General features: G+C 63.6%; 18 protein-coding genes. 5 read left to right on the top strand and 13 right to left on the bottom strand.

The features are described from left to right. Positions 1–13 precede the first annotated feature (13 nt). Together doeA and doeB are read left to right on the top strand one after the other, a co-directional pair. Positions 14–1,192 (top strand): ectoine hydrolase DoeA, encoded by a 1,179-nt coding sequence (doeA, locus tag CK218_RS01485; protein ID WP_095826654.1) that lies wholly within the window; start codon positions 14–16, stop codon positions 1,190–1,192. 5 nt (positions 1,193–1,197) lie between these two features. Next, positions 1,198–2,199 carry a N(2)-acetyl-L-2,4-diaminobutanoate deacetylase DoeB gene (doeB, locus tag CK218_RS01480; RefSeq protein ID WP_095826653.1) on the top strand — a complete coding sequence of 334 codons (1,002 nt, stop codon included), beginning with the start codon at positions 1,198–1,200 and terminating at the stop codon, positions 2,197–2,199. Positions 2,200–2,260: 61 nt separating this feature from the next. Here doeB and CK218_RS01475 read toward each other — a convergent pair whose 3' ends face one another. The 10 genes from CK218_RS01475 to CK218_RS01430 form a co-directional block, all read right to left on the bottom strand. Further along, entirely contained in the window at positions 2,261–3,538 is a 1,278-nt protein-coding gene (locus CK218_RS01475) for an L-fuconate dehydratase (protein ID WP_095826652.1), read from the bottom strand. A 13-nt stretch (positions 3,539–3,551) separates the two neighbouring features. Further along, positions 3,552–4,283: an SDR family oxidoreductase gene (locus tag CK218_RS01470; protein WP_095826651.1), complete on the bottom strand. Its 732-nt coding sequence runs from the start codon at positions 4,281–4,283 to the stop codon at positions 3,552–3,554. 18 nt (positions 4,284–4,301) lie between these two features. Then, on the bottom strand, positions 4,302–4,754 hold the full coding sequence (locus tag CK218_RS01465; RefSeq protein WP_095826650.1) for a MaoC/PaaZ C-terminal domain-containing protein: 453 nt from the start codon (positions 4,752–4,754) through the stop codon (positions 4,302–4,304). A gap of 8 nt (positions 4,755–4,762) precedes the next feature. Further along, positions 4,763–5,836 carry a Gfo/Idh/MocA family oxidoreductase gene (locus CK218_RS01460; RefSeq protein ID WP_095826649.1) on the bottom strand — a complete coding sequence of 358 codons (1,074 nt, stop codon included), beginning with the start codon at positions 5,834–5,836 and terminating at the stop codon, positions 4,763–4,765. After that, positions 5,829–6,158, bottom strand: a complete 330-nt coding sequence (locus CK218_RS01455) for an L-rhamnose mutarotase (RefSeq protein ID WP_095826648.1) — start codon at positions 6,156–6,158, stop codon at positions 5,829–5,831. Before CK218_RS01455 ends, CK218_RS01460 begins: the two co-directional genes overlap by 8 nt. 2 nt (positions 6,159–6,160) lie before the next feature. After that, positions 6,161–7,282 (bottom strand): mandelate racemase/muconate lactonizing enzyme family protein, encoded by a 1,122-nt coding sequence (locus tag CK218_RS01450; RefSeq protein WP_095826647.1) that lies wholly within the window; start codon positions 7,280–7,282, stop codon positions 6,161–6,163. 2 nt (positions 7,283–7,284) lie between these two features. Next, positions 7,285–8,382 carry a sn-glycerol-3-phosphate ABC transporter ATP-binding protein UgpC gene (ugpC, locus tag CK218_RS01445; protein ID WP_095777214.1) on the bottom strand — a complete coding sequence of 366 codons (1,098 nt, stop codon included), beginning with the start codon at positions 8,380–8,382 and terminating at the stop codon, positions 7,285–7,287. A 4-nt stretch (positions 8,383–8,386) separates the two neighbouring features. After that, the gene (locus CK218_RS01440; RefSeq protein ID WP_095777215.1) at positions 8,387–9,253 is read right to left on the bottom strand and encodes a carbohydrate ABC transporter permease; all 867 of its coding nucleotides are present in this window, start codon (positions 9,251–9,253) and stop codon (positions 8,387–8,389) included. A gap of 2 nt (positions 9,254–9,255) precedes the next feature. Beyond that, positions 9,256–10,152 carry a sugar ABC transporter permease gene (locus tag CK218_RS01435; protein ID WP_095826646.1) on the bottom strand — a complete coding sequence of 299 codons (897 nt, stop codon included), beginning with the start codon at positions 10,150–10,152 and terminating at the stop codon, positions 9,256–9,258. Positions 10,153–10,258: 106 nt separating this feature from the next. After that, on the bottom strand, positions 10,259–11,572 hold the full coding sequence (locus CK218_RS01430) for a sugar ABC transporter substrate-binding protein (protein WP_095826645.1): 1,314 nt from the start codon (positions 11,570–11,572) through the stop codon (positions 10,259–10,261). A gap of 156 nt (positions 11,573–11,728) precedes the next feature. On the opposite strand from CK218_RS01430, the gene CK218_RS01425 reads away from it, so the two are divergent. Both CK218_RS01425 and CK218_RS01420 read left to right on the top strand, forming a co-directional pair. Then, positions 11,729–12,508, top strand: coding sequence for an IclR family transcriptional regulator (locus CK218_RS01425; protein WP_095777217.1), 780 nt, complete (start codon positions 11,729–11,731; stop codon positions 12,506–12,508). Between the two features lie 125 nt (positions 12,509–12,633). Continuing rightward, positions 12,634–13,470, top strand: a complete 837-nt coding sequence (locus CK218_RS01420; protein ID WP_067002721.1) for an amidohydrolase — start codon at positions 12,634–12,636, stop codon at positions 13,468–13,470. Positions 13,471–13,495: 25 nt separating this feature from the next. Here the strand turns inward: CK218_RS01420 and CK218_RS01415 are convergent, their stop codons facing one another. From CK218_RS01415 to CK218_RS01405, 3 genes are read right to left on the bottom strand one after another with little or no spacing between them, the layout of a single operon-like run. Beyond that, complete coding sequence (locus CK218_RS01415) at positions 13,496–14,617, bottom strand: extracellular solute-binding protein (RefSeq protein WP_067002719.1); 1,122 nt, start codon at positions 14,615–14,617, stop codon at positions 13,496–13,498. A 14-nt stretch (positions 14,618–14,631) separates the two neighbouring features. After that, entirely contained in the window at positions 14,632–15,789 is a 1,158-nt protein-coding gene (locus tag CK218_RS01410) for a CaiB/BaiF CoA-transferase family protein (protein ID WP_095826644.1), read from the bottom strand. Further along, positions 15,786–16,340, bottom strand: coding sequence for a MaoC family dehydratase (locus CK218_RS01405; protein ID WP_067002273.1), 555 nt, complete (start codon positions 16,338–16,340; stop codon positions 15,786–15,788). The genes CK218_RS01410 and CK218_RS01405 overlap by 4 nt, the downstream gene beginning before the upstream one ends. A 499-nt stretch (positions 16,341–16,839) precedes the next feature. On the opposite strand from CK218_RS01405, the gene CK218_RS01400 reads away from it, so the two are divergent. After that, positions 16,840–17,724 (top strand): hypothetical protein, encoded by an 885-nt coding sequence (locus tag CK218_RS01400; protein ID WP_245434830.1) that lies wholly within the window; start codon positions 16,840–16,842, stop codon positions 17,722–17,724. Positions 17,725–17,754 lie beyond the last annotated feature (30 nt).

Here is a 17,754-nt window from a genome sequence, read left to right as displayed (position 1 = left end):
GAGGACCAACAAAATGCAGCCGAACCTGAAATTCTCGCGAGGCGAATTTGCCGATCGCCTGGCCAAGACGCGGAAAGCCATGGAGGCCAAGGGGGTCGATCTGCTGATCGTCAGCGATCCGTCCAACATGGCGTGGCTGACCGGCTATGACGGCTGGTCCTTCTATGTGCATCAGGCGGTCATCGTGCCGCCTTCGGGCGAGCCGGTCTGGTATGGCCGCGGCCAGGACGCCAACGGCGCCAAGCGCACCGCCTATCTCGCGCATGACAACATCATTGGCTACGCCGATCACTACGTGCAGTCGACCGAGCGGCACCCGATGGACCATCTCGCCAGCGTGCTTGCCGATCGCCGCTGGGACAAGCTGACCATCGGCGTCGAGATGGACAACTATTGGTTCTCGGCGGCGGCCTTCGCCTCGCTGCAGAAGCACCTGCCCAACGCCCGCTTCGTCGACGCCACCGCGCTGGTCAACTGGCGGCGCGCCGTGAAGAGCCCGACCGAGATCGACTATATGCGCAAGGCCGCCCGCATCGTCGAGGCCATGCATCAGCGCATCGTCGACAAGATCGAGGTCGGCATGCGCAAATGCGATCTGGTCGCCGAGATCTATGATGCCGGCACGCGCGGCGTTGAGGGCATCGGCGGCGACTATCCGGCGATCGTGCCGCTCTTGCCATCGGGCGCCGACGCCTCGGCGCCGCATCTCACCTGGGACGACCAGCCGATGAAGGCGGGCGAGGGCACCTTCTTCGAGATCGCCGGCTGCTACAACCGCTACCACTGCCCGCTGTCGCGCACCGTCTTCCTCGGCAAGCCGACGCAGGCCTTCCTCGACGCCGAGAAGGCGACGCTCGAGGGCATGGAGGCGGGCCTTGCCGCCGCCAAGCCGGGCAATGCCTGCGAGGACATCGCCAATGCCTTCTTCGCCGTGCTGAAGAAGTACGGCATCGTCAAGGACAACCGCACCGGCTACTCGATCGGTCTTTCCTATCCGCCGGATTGGGGCGAGCGCACGATGAGCCTGCGCCCCGGCGATCGCACCGAGCTCAAGCCCGGCATGACCTTCCATTTCATGACGGGTCTGTGGCTCGAGACAATGGGACTTGAAATCACCGAATCGATCCTGATCACCGAGACCGGCGTCGAGTGCCTAGCCAATGTGCCGCGCAAGCTGTTCGTGAAGGATTGAGGCCTATGTCAGCTCTGCCTCCATCGCCGATCACGCCGACGGTCGATTTCGAGCGCGACGGTGTCCAGCACGGCTTCCTGCGCCTGCCCTACAGCCGCGACGATTCCGCCTGGGGGTCGGTGATGATTCCGATCTGCGTGATCTGCAACGGCAAGGGGCCGACGGCGCTGCTTACCGGCGGCAATCACGGCGACGAGTATGAGGGGCCACTGGCGCTCTACGAGCTCGCTCGCACGCTCGACCCGAAGGATGTCACCGGTACCGTCATCATCGTGCCGGCGATGAACTATCCGGCGTTCCGCGCCGGCAGCCGCACCTCGCCGATCGACAAGGGCAACATGAACCGCAGCTTTCCTGGCCGGCCGGACGGTAGCGTGACGGAAAAGATCGCCGACTATTTCCAGCGCGAATTGTTGCCGCGGGCGGACATCGTGTTCGACTTCCACTCCGGCGGAAAGACGCTGGACTTTGTGCCGTTCTGCGCCGCGCATACGCTGCCGGACAAGGAGCAGGAGGAAAAGGCCTTCGCCGCGGTCGAGGCCTTTTCGGCTCCGTTCTCGATGCGCATGACCGAAATCGATACCGTTGGCATGTATGACACCGCGGCCGAGCAGATGGGCAAGGTCTTCGTCACCACCGAGCTCGGCGGCGGCGGGACGGCCCGAGCCGTGACGGTGCGCATCGCCCGCCGCGGCATCCTCAATGTGCTTCGCCATGCCGGCATCGTTGATGGCGCCGTCGAGAAGAGCCAAACCCAATGGCTCGACATGCCTTCGGGCGACTGCTTTGCATTTGCCGAAGACGAGGGCATGATCGAGACCATGATCGATCTCGGCGAGAAGGTGGAAGAAGGCCAGGTCGTGGCGCGCATCCATTCGACCGGTCGCACCGGCACCGCGCCCCAGGAGATCAAGGCGAGAATGTCGGGGCTCTTGGCCGCGCGTCATTTCCCCGGCCTGGTCAAGGCCGGAGATTGTGCCGCGGTGCTTGCCGTCGAGATTGACTGAAGCGCGCCAGGTAGAAGCGACGCCGTAACGCCGCCAAGGCCACCTGCGTTACGGCTCGAATTCAACTGTGGAATAGGTAGGCGGCGATCGAGTCCGGCTTCATCTCGATCGAGAAGCCCGGCGCCGTCGGCGGCATGTAGGCCGCATTCTCAATGACACAGGGCTCGAGGAAATGCTCGTGCAGGTGATCGACATATTCGATCACCCTTCCATCCTTGGTGCCCGACACCGCGATATAGTCGATCATCGACAGATGCTGGACATATTCGCACAGGCCGACGCCGCCGGCATGCGGCCAGACCGGCAAGCCGAACTTGGCGGCGATCAAAAGCACGGCCAGCACCTCGTTCAGGCCGCCCATGCGGCAGGAATCTATCTGCACGATATCGATCGCGCCGCCGGCGATGAACTGCTTGAACATGATGCGGTTCTGGCACATCTCGCCGGTCGCAACCTTGATCGGCGCCACCGCCTTGCGGATCTTGGCATGGCCGGCGACATCGTCCGGGCTGGTCGGCTCCTCGATGAAGAAGGGCTTGGCGAAGGCAAGGTCGCGCAGCCAGTCGATCGCCTGGTCGACCTCCCAGACCTGGTTGGCGTCGATCATCAGGTAACGGTCCGGACCGATCACCTCGCGGGCGATCCTGAGACGGCGGATGTCGTCGTCGCGGTCGCGGCCGACCTTCAGCTTGATGTGATTGAACCCCTCGTCGACTGCTTCCTGGCAGAGGCGCCTCAGCTTGTCGTCGGGATAGCCGAGCCAGCCGGCCGATGTGGTATAGCAGGCATAGCCTTCGCGCTCGAGGCTGGCGATGCGCTCGGCCTTGCCGGCCTCGGCCTTCCTCAGGATCTCCAGCGCTTCGGCCGGCGTGATCGCATCGGTGAGATAGCGGAAGTCGACGATGCGCACGATCTCTTCCGGGCTCATGTCGGCGACAAGGCGCCAGACCGGCTTGCCGGCTTCCTTGGCCCACAGATCCCAGACCGCATTGACAACCGCGCCGACGGCGAGGTGCATGGCGCCCTTGTCCGGGCCGATCCAGCGCAACTGGCTGTCGCCGGTCACGTGATGCCAGAAGCGGCTGGGATCTTGCTTGACCCAGTCGAGGTCGATCCCGACAACAAGATGGCGCAGCGCCTCGATCGCCCCGCAGCAGATCTCGTTGCCCCGGCCGATGGTGAAGGTGAGCCCGTGGCCGCTGAGCCCCTCGCTATCGGTGTCGAGGATGACATAGGCGGCCGAATAATCGGGGTCCGGATTCATCGCGTCCGACCCGTCGAGGCTCTGCGACGTCGGGAAGCGCAGATCGAAGACGCGAAGATCGGTAATGCGGGTCATGCTCGGTGCCTCATCAGATCGACCAGCCGCCGTCGATATTATAGGCCTGCCCGGTGGTATAGGTGGCGCCGGCGAGATAGACGGCAAGGTCGGCGATCTCCTCCGCCGTGCCCAGCCTTCCCATCGGCTGGCGGGAGATGAAGGCGGCACGGGCGGCCTCATAGTCGCCCTGCGCCCGCATGCGGCTTTCGAGCGAGGGGCTCTCCACCGTGCCGGGGCAGATCGCGTTGCAGCGAATGCCGCCGCCGACATAGTCGGCGGCGATCGATTTGGTCAGCCCGATCACGGCCGCCTTGGTCACGCCATAGGCGAAGCGGTTCGGCACGCCTTTCGGGGCGCCGGCGACCGATGCCATGTTTATGATCGAACCATCGCCGCGCTCCAGCATGCCGGGCAGCACGGCGCGGATAGTGCGGATCATGGCGCGCACATTGAGGTTGAAGGCAAAGTCGAGGTCCTCGTCCTTCATGTCGAGGATCGAGCCGGAATGGACGAAGCCGGCGCAGTTGAACAGCACATCGACGCGGCCGATTTCGGCGAAGGCGGCCTTCACGGCCTCGTCGTTCAGCACGTCGAGCTTGCGAGTCTTGATGACCGAGGTGTTGCCGAGCTCGGCCAGCGCCGCTTCATTTATGTCGGTGGCGTGGACGATCGCGCCAGCCTTGGCGAAAGCCAACGCGCTAGCCCGGCCGATGCCTTGCGCAGCGGCCGCTACGACCACCACCTTGCCTGTCAGATCAGCCATGTTGTTTTGTCTCCGTCTTCAGCCGAGCCGGGGGCGCCGCTCGACGATATAGATGTGATCGGCGGCCAGCACGACTTCGTCGCGCTGGTTGATGACCTCGACGCGTTCGATGACGCGCCCGGAGTCCGGCCGCTTCGGATCGTCTTCCTTCGCGGCGATCGTCGTGCGCGTGCGGATCGTGTCGCCGATGAAGACCGGCTTGATGAAGCGCAGCCTGTCATAACCGTACGAGAAGGCGACCGGGTTGATGACGCTCGCGGTCAGGCCGACGCCGACCGAGAACACCAGCGTGCCATGCGCGATGCGCTGGCCGAAGGGCGTCGTCTTCATGAACTCGGCGTCCATGTGGTGCGGAAAGAAATCGCCGGTGTGGCCGGCATGGACGACAAAGTCGGTCTCGGTGATGGTGCGGCCGCTGGTCAGCCGCGACGAGCCGATCTCGTAGTCCTCGAAATAGGTGACCTGTTCCATGCCGTTCCTTACGGTTTTGCGGTGAGCGGCATCGCTGGCGCGGCGCTCGAACGATAGGCGGCTTCCACCAGTGCCATGGTGTTCCAGGCATCTTCGACGGAGCTGACCAGCTCTTTGTCTTCCCCGGAGGCGAAGCGCTGCACATTGGCCATGCGCCCGACAAAGGCGTCGGGGAACCATTCGCCGGTGAGCGGCACGCCGACCCAATCGGAGCCGCCTTTAGGGTAGATTTCGAGCACGTCGGGCTCACCGCGCGGATAGTCGAGATTGAGGCCAAGCTTGACGTAGGCGGCGCCCTCGGTGCCGCAGATGCGGAACTCGCAGGCCTGATGCCGCCGTCCGAACTTATGATCGTGGTTGATCGAGAGCGCGCAGCGCACCGTGTCGCCATAGTCGAGGATGGCGCTGGTACGGGTCTGCGCGACCTTGTGATGGGGATGGCCGAGCGTCTTGGCATGCACGCCCCTCGGGTCGCCGAGAAGCTGCCGGATCAGGTCGAGATAGTGGATCGAATGCATGGCGATCTCGACGCGCGGCGCCGCGAGCAGGAATTCCCAGAGCTGCCACGGCGTTGCGAGCGCCAGCCAGGCGTCGAAGTCGACGACATCGCCAAGCCAGCCCTTGGCGATCGCGTCCTTCAGCGCCAGCATCATCGGCGCGAAGCGAAGCTGGAAATTCACTGCAACCTTGAGCTTCTTGGCGCGACAGATTTCAAGGATCTCGGTTGCCTCGCCAAGGTAGTTGCCCATCGGCTTCTGGATCAATGCGACCGCGTCGTCGGGCAGGGCCTTCAGCACCTCGGCGTGCCGGCCGGGCGGCGTTGCGAGATCGAAGATCGCATCCTTGACGGCGGCCGCCTCGTCCACCGAGCCGAATGCCGTCACGCCCCATTGTTCGGCCAGTTTCCGAGCCTTGGCCTGGTCCGGATCGTAGAGACCCACCATTGGAAAACCAGCCTTGCGATAGGCCGGGAAATGCGCATCGCCGACGATCGAGCCGGCGCCGAAGGTGACGATCGGACGCGGCTTTGCAGGCCTTGGCCAGGATTGCGCCAGCGAGGCGGGATCGAAGGCATCAGTCATGGTGGAAGACTTCATCCATCGTCGTCCACCACTCGGCCTCCTGCCGTGTCGGCAAGGGTTCCTGGCATGGCATGCAGACCGACCACCATTCCTGGGTCTTCGGATCGGCGGCCATCTTGGCCATGTCGGCGGCATAGTCGGTGCCGTGATACTCGAAATAGGAGAACAGCAGGTTCTCCGGCCGCTTGAGGTAGATCGAGTAGTTCTTGATGTTGCAGGCGGAGATCATCTCGAGCACGTCCGGCCAGACGGCGGCGTGCAGGCGCACGTATTCCTCGACCTTTTCCGGCTTCAGGCCAAGCACCATGCCCATTCGCTGCATTCTCAGTTCCTCCGTTCCGTGACGGTGACGCTGAATTCGGCGATGCTCACGGCCCTAATCGCATCGAAATCCCAGTCGATGCCGAGGCCCGGCTCGTCCGGCGCCAGCGCGTGCCCGTTTTCGATCACCATCTTCTTGCCCGTCAACTCATCCAGCTGCGGAATATATTCCACATATTTGCCGTTCGGCACCGCGCAGGCCAGGCTGACATGCAGTTCCATCAGGAAATGCGGGCAGATCGGCATGTCGAAGGCTTCCGCCGTATGTGCCACCTTCAGCCAGGGCGTGATGCCGCCGATGCGGCCGACATCGACCTGGACGATGTTGCAGCCGCCCTTCTGCATATATTCGCGGAAATGGCGGATCGAATAGAGCGACTCGCCGACGGCGATCGGCGTCGCCGTCGAATTCGATAGCCGCACATGGCCGTCTATGTCGTCGGCCGGCAGCGGCTCCTCGATCCAGGCGAGATCGAGATCGCGCAGCCGCTCGGCGCGCCGGATGGCTTCGTCGACGGTAAAACCCTGGTTGCAGTCGGTCATGATCTCATAGCCGTCGCCGACCGCCTTGCGCACGGCCGACAACCGGGCAAAATCCTCGGCGCCGTGCGGCTTGCCGATCTTGACCTTCGAGCCGGTGAAGCCTTTCGCCTTGGCGGCCAGCGCATCTTCGACAAGCGCTTCAGTCTCGATGTGCAGCCAGCCGCCTTCGGTGGTGTAAAGCGGACAGCGGTGCTTGGCGCCGCCGGCAAGCTTCCAGAGCGGCAGCTTCTGCTTCTTCGCCCGAAGGTCCCAGAGCGCAGTGTCGATGGCGGCGAGCGCGATGGCCGTGATGGCGCCGATGGTGGTGGCGTGCGTGGCGAATTCGAGATCGTGCCAGATGGCCTCGATCCGGTCGGCATCCTCACCGATCAGGCGCGGCGCGAGGTGGTCGGCCAGAAGCCGCATCACCGAAGAGCCGCCGGTGCCGATCGTGTAGCTGTAGCCGATGCCGACCGCCCCGTCGACGTCGGTGATGGTGACGATCGGCGTCTCCTGGCTGACGAAACTCTGGATGGCGTCGGTGCGCTTCACCTTCGGCACCAGATCGACCATTGCAAGCTCGACTTTCTCGATCTTCGCCATCGTCAGGCCCTCAAGGATTTGCCGGTTTCCGCGGAAAAGAGATGCGCCTGCGACAGGTCGAAGCTCATCGCCACGCGATCGCCCGCCCTCAATGGCCTCGGGTTCAGCATCCGCGAAACCCAGTCGCGGCGGTCGAACTCGGCGAACACCAGCGTCTCGTTGCCGAGCGGCTCGGTCACCGTCACCGGCAGCTCGATCTCGTGGACGTCAGCGGCATCGCCCGAATGCAGGCCGTGGCCCACGGGGTAGAGGTCGTCGGGACGCAGGCCGAACACTACCTTGTCGCCGGCGTTCACCTTGGCCTTGAAGCGGCCTGGCAGCGGCAGGCTCTGTCCGCCGGAAAAGACGATTTTGCCGTCGTCCACGGTCGCCTCCTGCAGGTTCATCGGCGGCGAGCCGATGAAGCCCGCCACGAAGCGTGTCGCCGGCCGCTGGAAGACCTCGTCCGGCGTGCCGACCTGCTCGATGTTGCCGTCCCGCATGATGACGATGCGGTCGGCGAGCGTCATCGCCTCGACCTGGTCGTGGGTGACGTAGATGACCGTGGACTTCACCTTGGCGTGCAGCTTCTTGATCTCGGTGCGCATCTGCGTGCGCAGCTTGGCGTCGAGATTGCTGAGCGGCTCGTCGAACAGGAAGACGTCCGGATCGCGCACGATGGCGCGGCCCATGGCGACGCGCTGGCGCTGGCCGCCGGAAAGCTGGGAGGGGCGGCGCTCGAGCAGCGCATCGAGGCCGAGAATGGCCGAGGCCTCGGCGACGCGACGGTCCATCTCTTCCTTCGGCGCGCCGGCGATCTTCAGGGAGAAACCAAGATTTTCGCGCACCGTCATGTGCGGATAAAGTGCGTAGGATTGGAACACCATCGAGATGTTGCGCGAACGCGGCGGCAGATCGTTGACGATGCGGTCGCCGATCTCGATCGTGCCGCCGGAGATGTCTTCCAGCCCGGCGATCATGCGCAGCGTGGTCGACTTGCCGCAGCCGGACGGCCCGACCAGCGCGATGAATTCGCGGTCGGCGACATCGAGGTCGATGCCGTGCACGATCTCCATGTTGCCGTAACGCTTGGTCAGTTTCTTGAGCGAGACAATCGCCATCGGATCAACCTTTCACCGCGCCGGAAGTCAGGCCGCCGACGAGGTGTTTCTGGACGATGAAGGTAAGGAGCAGCGCCGGGATGATCATCACCACCGCCAGCGCGCACATGCCGCGCCAGTCGATGGTGAATTCGGCGGTGTAGTCGAGCAGCCCGACGGGGAGCGTCTTGGAATTGATCGAGCGCGTCAGCTGCGAGGCGAGCGCGAATTCGTTCCAGGAGGTAAGGAAGGCGAAGATGCCGGCCGACGCGATGCCTGGCCCGGCGAGTGGAAACTCGACCTGCCAGAAGGCCTGCCAGCGCGTGCAGCCGTCGATTTGCGCGGCCTCGGCGAGATCCTTCGGCACCTGGCGGAAGAAGCCGTCGATCAGCCAGATGGTGAACGGCACATTGAGCGCGACATAGGCGAGGATCAGGCCGAAATGCGTGTCGATGATGTCGAGCCGCGCATAGACGAAAAACAGCGGCAGCGACAGCGCGATGCCGGGCACGGTGCGGGTCAGCATCAGGCCGAGGAACATCGCCGACTTGCCGCGGAAACGGTAGCGCGCGAAAGCGTAGCCACCGGCCATGCCGATGGCGATGGCAATGACGGTCGAGGTCACCGAGATGATCAGGGAATTGCGGAAATAGTCGAGGACGGGAATGCCGCCCTTGCCGACACCGCTGAACATGGCGACGTAGGCATCGAGCGAGACCTGCTGCGGGATCCAGACCGGCGGCTTGGCAAGGATCTCGACCGTCGGCCGCAGCGAGGACAGCACGATCCAGATGCCGGGCAGACAGATCAAAAGCATGGCGAGGAACAGGCCGACGCGGTGGGCGACGACGCCGGCGCGGCGCCTCAGACGGGCGGATGCGTTGGCGTCCATCGTCACCACTCCGCGCCGATCTGGGTCCGCGCCGCTGCGAGCTTCTTGAAGAAATAGACGGTGAAGACGATCGACAGCAGGATCGAAAAATAGGCCATCGCATTGGCCACGCCCATGCGCGCGTCACTGTATGCGGTGCGCGCGACCAGCGTCCACAACAGTTCCGTGCGGCCGGCCGGGCCGCCATCGGTCATGATCTTGACGATGTCGTAGGCGCGCGCAACGTCGAGCGAGCGGATGGTCATGGCGATATAGGCGAAGGGCATGATGAAGGGCCAGGTCACATAGCGGAAGGTTTGCCACGGCGTGCAGCCGTCGACGCGCGCCGCTTCGACCGGCTCCTTCGGCATGGCAAGCAGGCCGGCGAGGATCAGGATCGCGAAGATCGAGGTCGACGACCAGATCTCCGCGACTGAAATGGCGATGAAGGCGAGATGGCCTTCGATTAGCCAGGGGATGGCGTCCCGCGTTATGCCTAGCGACTGCAGCGCGTTGTTCACCAGGCCGATATTGTCGTTGAACATGAACTTGAACTGGAAGCCGACCAGGATCGGCGAGAACATCATCGGGAACATCATGATGGTGCGCAGCAGCCGCTGGCCGCGGCTCGCCTTCTCGACCAGCAGCGCGAGGCCGAGACCGAGCAGCATTTCGAGATTGAGTGCGATGGTGAGGAGGAGCACGGTGCGGCCGAAGGCCCACCAGAAATTCGCGTTGGACAGAATGTTGCGATAGTTGCGCAGGCCGATGAAGGTGAAGAAGGTTTCCGGCCGCGTCAGCCTGAACGGCGTGAAGCTCGAATAGAAGGACAGGCAGAGCGGCACGACCACCACCGCCGCCAGAACGAGCACGGCCGGCAGCAGAAGAAGCGTTGGCGCGGAAAGCCGCTTGGCCGTCATGCAGTGTCCCAGAATAATTTGCACGGCCGGCGATCCAATCGCAGGGCGGCCGCTTCGGTCAAAGCGGCGCCGGTCGCGAAGACCGGCGCCGCTGGGAGGATAGTCCTTAGAGCTTGCCGGCGTCCTCGAGTATCTGCGTCGCCTTGGCGGCAGCGTCGTCGAGCGCCTGCTTGGAGGTCTTGTCGCCCAGAATGGCGGCCTGAAGTTCGGGATAGACGGCGTTGGAGATCTCGATCCATTCCGGCGTCTGCGGCACCGGGAAGGCGTTCTTGGCGGCTTCCTGGAAGGCCTGCAGCACTTCGGTTTTGTAAGGATCGGACTTGGCCTGCTCGAGGTCCCATTCCCACACCTTGGTGCGGGTGGGCAGCGGGCCAGCCGCGGCTTCCAGCTTCCGGCTGTCCTCGTTGGTCAGCCACCAGACGAGGGAGGCGGCGGCCTCCTTGTTGGCGCAGTTTTCGGTCACCGAGAAGCCATGCGCGCCGGACCAGCCCGAGCGCTTGCCGGATGAGCCCTTCGGCTGCACCTTGACGCCGACATTGCCGGCGACCTTGGACGACTTCGGGTCGTTGAAGAAGCCGGCCCAGCCCGGCCAGTCGAGGTTGAGCGCCACCGTGCCGGACGCGAACCCCTGGCCGAGATCATCCCACAAATAGTTGGTCGTGCCGGCGGGCACAGCCTTGGCCTTGTAGAGCTTGACGAACCAGTCGAGCGCCTTGACGCCGGCCTCGGAGTTGAAGGCAGGCTTGCCGTCCTTGTCGAGATATTCGCCGCCGTCGGCGATCAGCATCTCGTAGAAGCGGCCGTTGATCGCCTCTTCCTTGCCGGCATATTGCGTGCCGTAGAAGTCGGGCGGGCTGGCGAAGAATTCCGCCTGCTGAGCCATCTCGTCGAAGGTGTCCGGCGGGGCGAGCTCCTCGCCGTACTTCTCCTTGTAGGCCTTCTTCTTGGCCTCGTCCTGGTAGAGGCTCTTCTGGTAGTAGAGCGCCGAGACGTCGAACTGCGCGCGCGGCAGCATCACCAGCTTGCCGTCGAGCGTACCGGCGGCGATGTTGGCCGGGACGAAAGCGTCGATCTCCTCCTTCGGCAGCAGCTTGGCGAGGTCAGTGTAGATGCCTGGATATTGGGGCGCGAACGAGGTGTGGTTGGAGCCGACGCACCAGGTGATCGAGTTGGAGGCGATGTCCGACTTGATCTCCTTGTCGAGATCGAAGTGGTTCTTCTTGGAGATGACGTTGACCTTGGCGCCGGTCGCCTTCTCCCACTCGCCGATGCGCGCGTAGAGTTTTTCGTATTGCTGGCCGCCGATCAGCTTGGCGTCGATCGTGACGCCGGTGAACTTGCCCGGCAGGTCGGCCGCAAAGACCGCACCCGATGCCATGAGCAATGCGCCGGCGGCGACGCCGGAAAGCAGTCTGTTCATGAATATCCTCCCTGGAACGGCCGCAGGCCGTCATGGCTGAAGCTCCATGCTTCATTCATATGCAAACAAATTATTCATAAGTCGTCAAGCCGAAACTTCTTCCCTATGAAGGCTGTCTTGCGTATATGAAGATCACTATTCACCAGAGGGCATCGGGTGCAGGACGACGAGGAAGACCGCTATCGCGCGCCGGCACTGGACAAGGGGCTGGACATTCTGGAACTGCTCGCCAGCGTCGATGGCGGCCTGACCCAGGCCGAGATCGCCAAGCGGCTCGACCGCAGCCCGAACGAATTTTACCGGATGCTCGACCGTCTGGTGAAACGCGGCTACGTCACCCGGCCAGACGGCGACCGCTATTCGCTGACGCTGAAGCTCTTCGGGCTTGGCCAGCTGCATGCACCGGTGCGCAGGCTGGTCTCCTACGCCACCTCGATCATGCGCGAGCTGGCCGAGACCTCTTGGCAGGCAAACCAACTCGTCGTGTTCGACCGGGGCAGCGCCGTGGTCATTGCCCAGCAGGAAGCGCCGCGATACTGGGGCATCTCGATCCGCGTCGGCTCGCATATCAGCCTGTTCGACACCGGCTCGGGACATGTGCTGCTGGCCTTCCGCTCACCGGAAGAGCGCGAGATGATGATCGCCGAGCATTTGCGCAGCAACGAGGAGATGAAGTTGTCGCCCGACTTCTTCGCACGCCTCGACCAGGTGCGCGATCGTGGCTACGAGATGATGGCTTCGTTGCAGACCGCCGGCGTCTACAATCTGTCGGCGCCGGTGCTCGGTTCCGACGGGCACGGCATCGCCGCGCTCACCATACCTTATATCACTCTGGTCAACGCGCCGGCAGCGCCCGATATCACCAGGACCATCACGCTGCTCCAGGCAGCAGCGGCCCGCCTGTCGCAACTCGCCGGGTCGGATGTGAGGTCATAGGAACAATTCTTATTTGAATGATGAATTCTCCCGTGAGATGATCGAGCTCATTTTTGAAGCATGTCGTTTGCGCAAAAGCCGCTGCGCAATTCGGCCACGTGGATAGCGCGACAAGGGAGGAAGCCATGATCGTCGATACGCACCTGCATCTCATCGACAGGGCGGCGCTACGCTATCCATGGCTCTCCGGCGTGCCGGCCCTCGACCGCGATTTTTCCCACGACGAATACGCCACCGAGGCGCGCCGCGCAGGCATAGAATTGGCGCTCCATATGGAGGTCGACGTCCACCCGGCCGATATCGCGGCCGAGACAGCCCTTGTCGAAGGCCTGTCGAAGAAGCCCGGCAGCCTGGTGCGGGGCGCGATCGTGTCGTGCCGGCCGGAAGAACCTGGCTTCGCCGCCTGGCTGGACAAGGTGAAGGCCGATCCATTTGTCAAAGGATTCCGCCGCGTGCTGCATGTCGTGCCCGACGACGTCTCCGAGGGCGCCCTGTTCCGCGAGAACATCAGGCGCATCGCCGGCAGCGGGCTGACCTTCGATCTTTGCGTCCTGCCGCGACAGATGAGCCAAGCGATCGCGCTGGTCGATCTGGCGCCTGACGTGCAATTCGTTCTCGATCATTGCGGCGTGCCCGACATCCGGGGCAAGGCCGAGCATCCCTGGCGCGAGCAGATCGCCGAGATCGCCCGGCGCCCCAATGTCGTCGGCAAGATCTCCGGCGTCGTCGCCTATGCCGATCCGGCGAGCTGGACCGTCGAGACCCTGCGGCCTTATGTCGAGCACACGATCGGCAGCTTCGGCTGGGATCGCGTCGTGTGGGGCAGCGACTGGCCGGTCTGCACGCTCGGTGGCGGGCTGCTCGGCTGGGTAGCGGCGACGCACGCGCTCCTTGCCGGGGCGAGCGAAACCGAGCGCGCGAAACTGCTCTCCGGCAACGCGAAGAAGCTCTGGCGGCTGTGAGCCGCAAGGCCGATGCCCGACTGTATTAGCGGGGCGCCGCGAAGCTCTGCCGGAACAGGCGATTGATGTCGGCGACGACGCGGGGGGCGTCCTGCCGGCCGGCAAGACCCTCGTTGAGGCGATCGGACGCCGCCTGCTGAAACGCCATGTAGCCGTCGTGGCGCGGGCGCACCCAGGCGCCTTCCAGCGTCGCCCGCGTGCCGCGGTAGAAGTCGCCCGTCGCGACATTCACGGCTTCGTCCTCCCAGGCGGCGGCATGGCCGGGCTGGCCGCCGGCGGCGGCATAGAGGCCGCGCTGCACGTCGCCGTTGGCGATCCAGTAGGCGAAGTCGATCGCTTCCTCGCCGGCAGCGGAAAAGGCGGAGACGGCGATGCCGGTGCCGCCGAGCGCGGAGCCGACCGGGCCGTTGCCGCCCACAGTCGGCATGTCGCAAAAGAAGAGCCGGTTCGGCCGGAAGCCTGCAGTGGCATAGGGCACGTAGCCATAGATCAGCGGCGCGCAGGCGATGCGCGAGCCGGCCTCGGCCATCTTTTCGAACACCGCAATCGGATCCATCGTAAGGCACTCGGGATCGAGGAGTGCCGCGATCTCACGCAGCATTTCGAAGACGGTCTCGCCGGTATCGGGATCGATCAGATCGCTCGGGCTTTCGACTGCACATGGCCGGCCGAGATCGGCGGCAAGCGTGAAGAAGCACATCAGCGAGTGCGGCGGCCTGAGCGGCAAGAGCACGCGGCCCCGCTGGGCAAGCTCCAGCACTTCGGTCCAGATCTTCGGCGCGGCGTCTATCAAATCGGGTCGCCAGGCCTGCACCTGCGTCGCGGCGTCGATCGGAAAGGCCCATTGCCGGTCCTGCCAAGTGTAGCTCGGATAGGACCGGCCGACGCTTGCCTTCGCCAGCGCTTCGCGCTCCGCCTCGCGGCCGGGCACGTCGAGCGGGGCCAGGCACTTCTCGGCGGTGATCTGGCCGACATGCGGATGATCGATGACGATCAGGTCGTAGGCGCGGGCGAGTTCTTCGACAGAGAAGGACTCGAAGTCCTGCAGCGAGCGCTTCTCCCACTCGATAGAGACGCCGGTCTTTTCCCGCCAAAGCCGGGAGCAGGCGACCATCGGATCATAGCCGCGCGGATGGTTCCAGGTCATGCCCTTGAGCGTCGTCACAGGCCGAACTCCTTGCGGATTTTTGCGCTGTGCTCGCCGACGCGCGGCGCCGCCTGCTCGACTTTGGCGCGCATGCCGTCGATCCTGAGCGGTGACCGCGTGGTATCGATCGAAACACCGTCCTCGCGCGTCACGGTCTGCAGCAGGTCGAGCGCCTTGAAGCCGTCGCTTTCCAGCACCTCTTTCCAGTTCAGCACCTTCGCGCACCAGATGTCGGCGGGCTCGAGGATCGCCAGCCATTCGTCGACCGACTTCTGCGCGATGCGCTGCGCGATGATCGCCTTGATCTCGTCGCGCGCCGTGAACCAGGTCACCGGCTGGTCGCGATAGGGCGCCAGCGCCTCGATCTCGAGCAGGTCGGCGAGCTTCGGGATCGGCGTCATGGCGATCGCCAGGAAGCCGTCCTTGGCCGGATAGACTCCGTAGGGCGCCGCCAGATAGGCGTGGGCGCTATGGAACGACGAACGGCGCGGCAGCCGCCGGCCGTCATTGAGATGGGTCGTCAGCACCTCGAACTGGAGGTCGATCAGCGCTTCGAAGAGGCTGGTCTCGATATGGCCGCCCGCGCCGGTGATGCCGCGCCGGACCAGTGCTGCGAGGATGCCTTGCGCACAGGCGGCGCCGGCCAGCATGTCGGCGATTGCCAGGCCGAACGGCACCGGACCCTGATCTTCGTCGCCGTTCAGCCACATGACGCCGGAGCGCGCCTGGGCAAGCAGGTCCTGGCCCGGACGCTTTACCCACGGTCCTTCCTCGCCATAGCCGCTGATCGAGGCGTAGACCAGGCGCGGATTGATCGTGCGCACATGCTCGTAATCGAGGCCGAGCCGCTCGATGACGCCGGGGCGGAAGTTCTGAATCAGCACGTCGGCCTTGGCGAGCAGCCCGCGCAGCGCTTTAAGGTCGTCCTCGTTCTTCAGATCGACCGCAAAGCTTTCCTTGGCACGGTTGATGGCGTGGAAGATGGTGGAATCACCACCGATCTCGGTGTCGCTGAGATAGAGCCGGCGCGACAGGTCGCCACCATCGGGCCGCTCGATCTTGATGACGCGGGCACCAAGGTCGAGGAGCCTCAGCGAGCAGTAAGGTCCCGACAGGAACTGGCTCATGTCGACGACGACAAGGCCGGACAGCGGCTGTTCGGCGGCCATCATTGCTTCTCCGTCTTGCCGGCGAAGTCGGCCGGGTCCCTGTATTTCACCGTCTGCAGATGCTCGCAGTAGAGCACCAGGTCGCCTTCGCCCTTGAACACTTCATAGCTGGCGCGGATCAGCCCCATGTCCTTGTAGCGGGGCTTCTTTTCCATGTTGGTGCGGATCGAATAGATGGTGTCGCCGATGAAGACCGGCTTTATGAAGCGGAGCTTGTCATAGCCGTAGGAAAAGGCATTGACGCAGTTGGTGGCGACTAGACCAAGCCCGGCCGAGAAAACGAAGGCGCCCGCCACGAGGCGCTTGCCGAAGATACCTTCGCGCTCGGCGAACATCTGGTCCTGCACATAAGGGTGGATGTCGAGCACCAGGGTGTTGAAGAGATGGCTGTCGCCTTCGGCCATAGTGCGCCGGAGCGAGCGGATTTTCTGACCGATCGGCCAATCCTCAAAGAACCAGTTTTCGGCATTCCATACCGGCAGCAGGGCGTGATCGGCCGGCATGTCGGCAGGGCAGGTCGAAGCGACGCCGACGGTAGGCGGGAAGCTGGTCATTGCGCTGTTCGTCCGCTCCGGGAGAATGGCCGCAGCTCCGGCAAGCCGAAGTCGGATGCGATCGATCCTCCAAATCTTCTTTTGTGAATATTATATTCACATATGAGATTTCGGCACAAGCCGGTTAGGTAGAAATTTTGCGCCTTGGCAGAACCGGCTCGCCGGCAGCGTGAAAGCGTAGCGAGCGCTTCGGCCGTGCCTCGCGGCGGAATGCATTTGCACTCCAGCGCAAGGGGTCGCGGTGGGCTAGGGCTGGGCAGAGCAGATCCATGTGACGGGTTTGCGAGAAATCCCGGGGAAGACATATTAGCTAATTGAACAAGCATTAACTGCCAAAAGGTTGTAAAGCTCGCTTGTCGGTTGCACGGGCGCAGAGTGACGTAGCATCGCCAAACGGATCAGTAAAATTGACTTCTGTGACGATGCAATTCGTTGGTAATCGATCGCCAAGGATAATACTGACTTCGGCGACATCCAGTGCTTTTCTCTTGAGTCGACTATGGCGGTTCTCGGCGCATTCCCTCCCGGTATCGGTTGCCGGCCCTTCGACGAGAGGGATTGGGGAGGCGTGGCGGATTGCCTGCACCGAGGGTTTCCGGAGCGCAGCAGGAGCTATTGGATAGAAGCGCTGACCCGCCTGTCGCAGCGGCCAGCGGTCGCCGATTTTCCGCGATATGGGTTCGTCCTGGAGAAGTCGGGCTGGATCGTCGGCGCGGTGCTTACGCTCTATGCCAAGCACAGAAGCCTGGAAGGCGATGAAATCCGCTGCAATCTCTCGAGCTGGTCCGTGGACGCGGAATTCCGGCCCTATGCCAGCCGGATGATCGCGACGGTTATCCTGCGCAAGGATGTGGTCTACACCAATATTTCTCCATCGCCCGGGACAGTGAGGCTCAACAAAGCCTTCGGTTTTCGCCTGTTTTCCGGCGGACAGATCGCCTTCTTGCCCATTCTGAATGGTATGCCGCGTCCGGACCGGGTGTTGGAAGCCCATGCGGACCTCGCCGAAATGGCTGAACTCATCGACAACGAAAGATACATATTGCTCGAGCACGCCGCGTTGGGCTGTCTTTCGCTGGTCTGCGTCTGCGACGGTCTGGCGTTGCCGCTTGTTCTGAAGCCGCGCCGGATATTGCATGGCCTCGTGCCGTGCTGCCAGGTCGTCTACTGCCGATCCCACGCGGATCTGGTCAGGTGCGCCGGGGTCGTGGGCCGCTTTCTCCTGCGGCGCGGACAGCTGCTTTGCCTCGTCGATGCGATGGGGCCGGTTCCCGGTCTGTCCGGCAGGTATTTTCCGAACAAGGGAATCAAATATTTCAAGGGTCCGAAATCGCCTTCTCCGGGAGACCTGACGTTCACCGAAATGGTGCTGTTCGGTTCCTGAACGAAATCGCGAAGCCAGTCTGGAATCAGC

This window comes from Mesorhizobium sp. WSM3879, assembly GCF_002294915.1.
In the GTDB taxonomy this organism is placed as follows: domain Bacteria; phylum Pseudomonadota; class Alphaproteobacteria; order Rhizobiales; family Rhizobiaceae; genus Mesorhizobium.
Note: the sequence above shows the minus strand (reverse complement) of the source record. Positions and strands in the feature narration are given on the sequence as shown.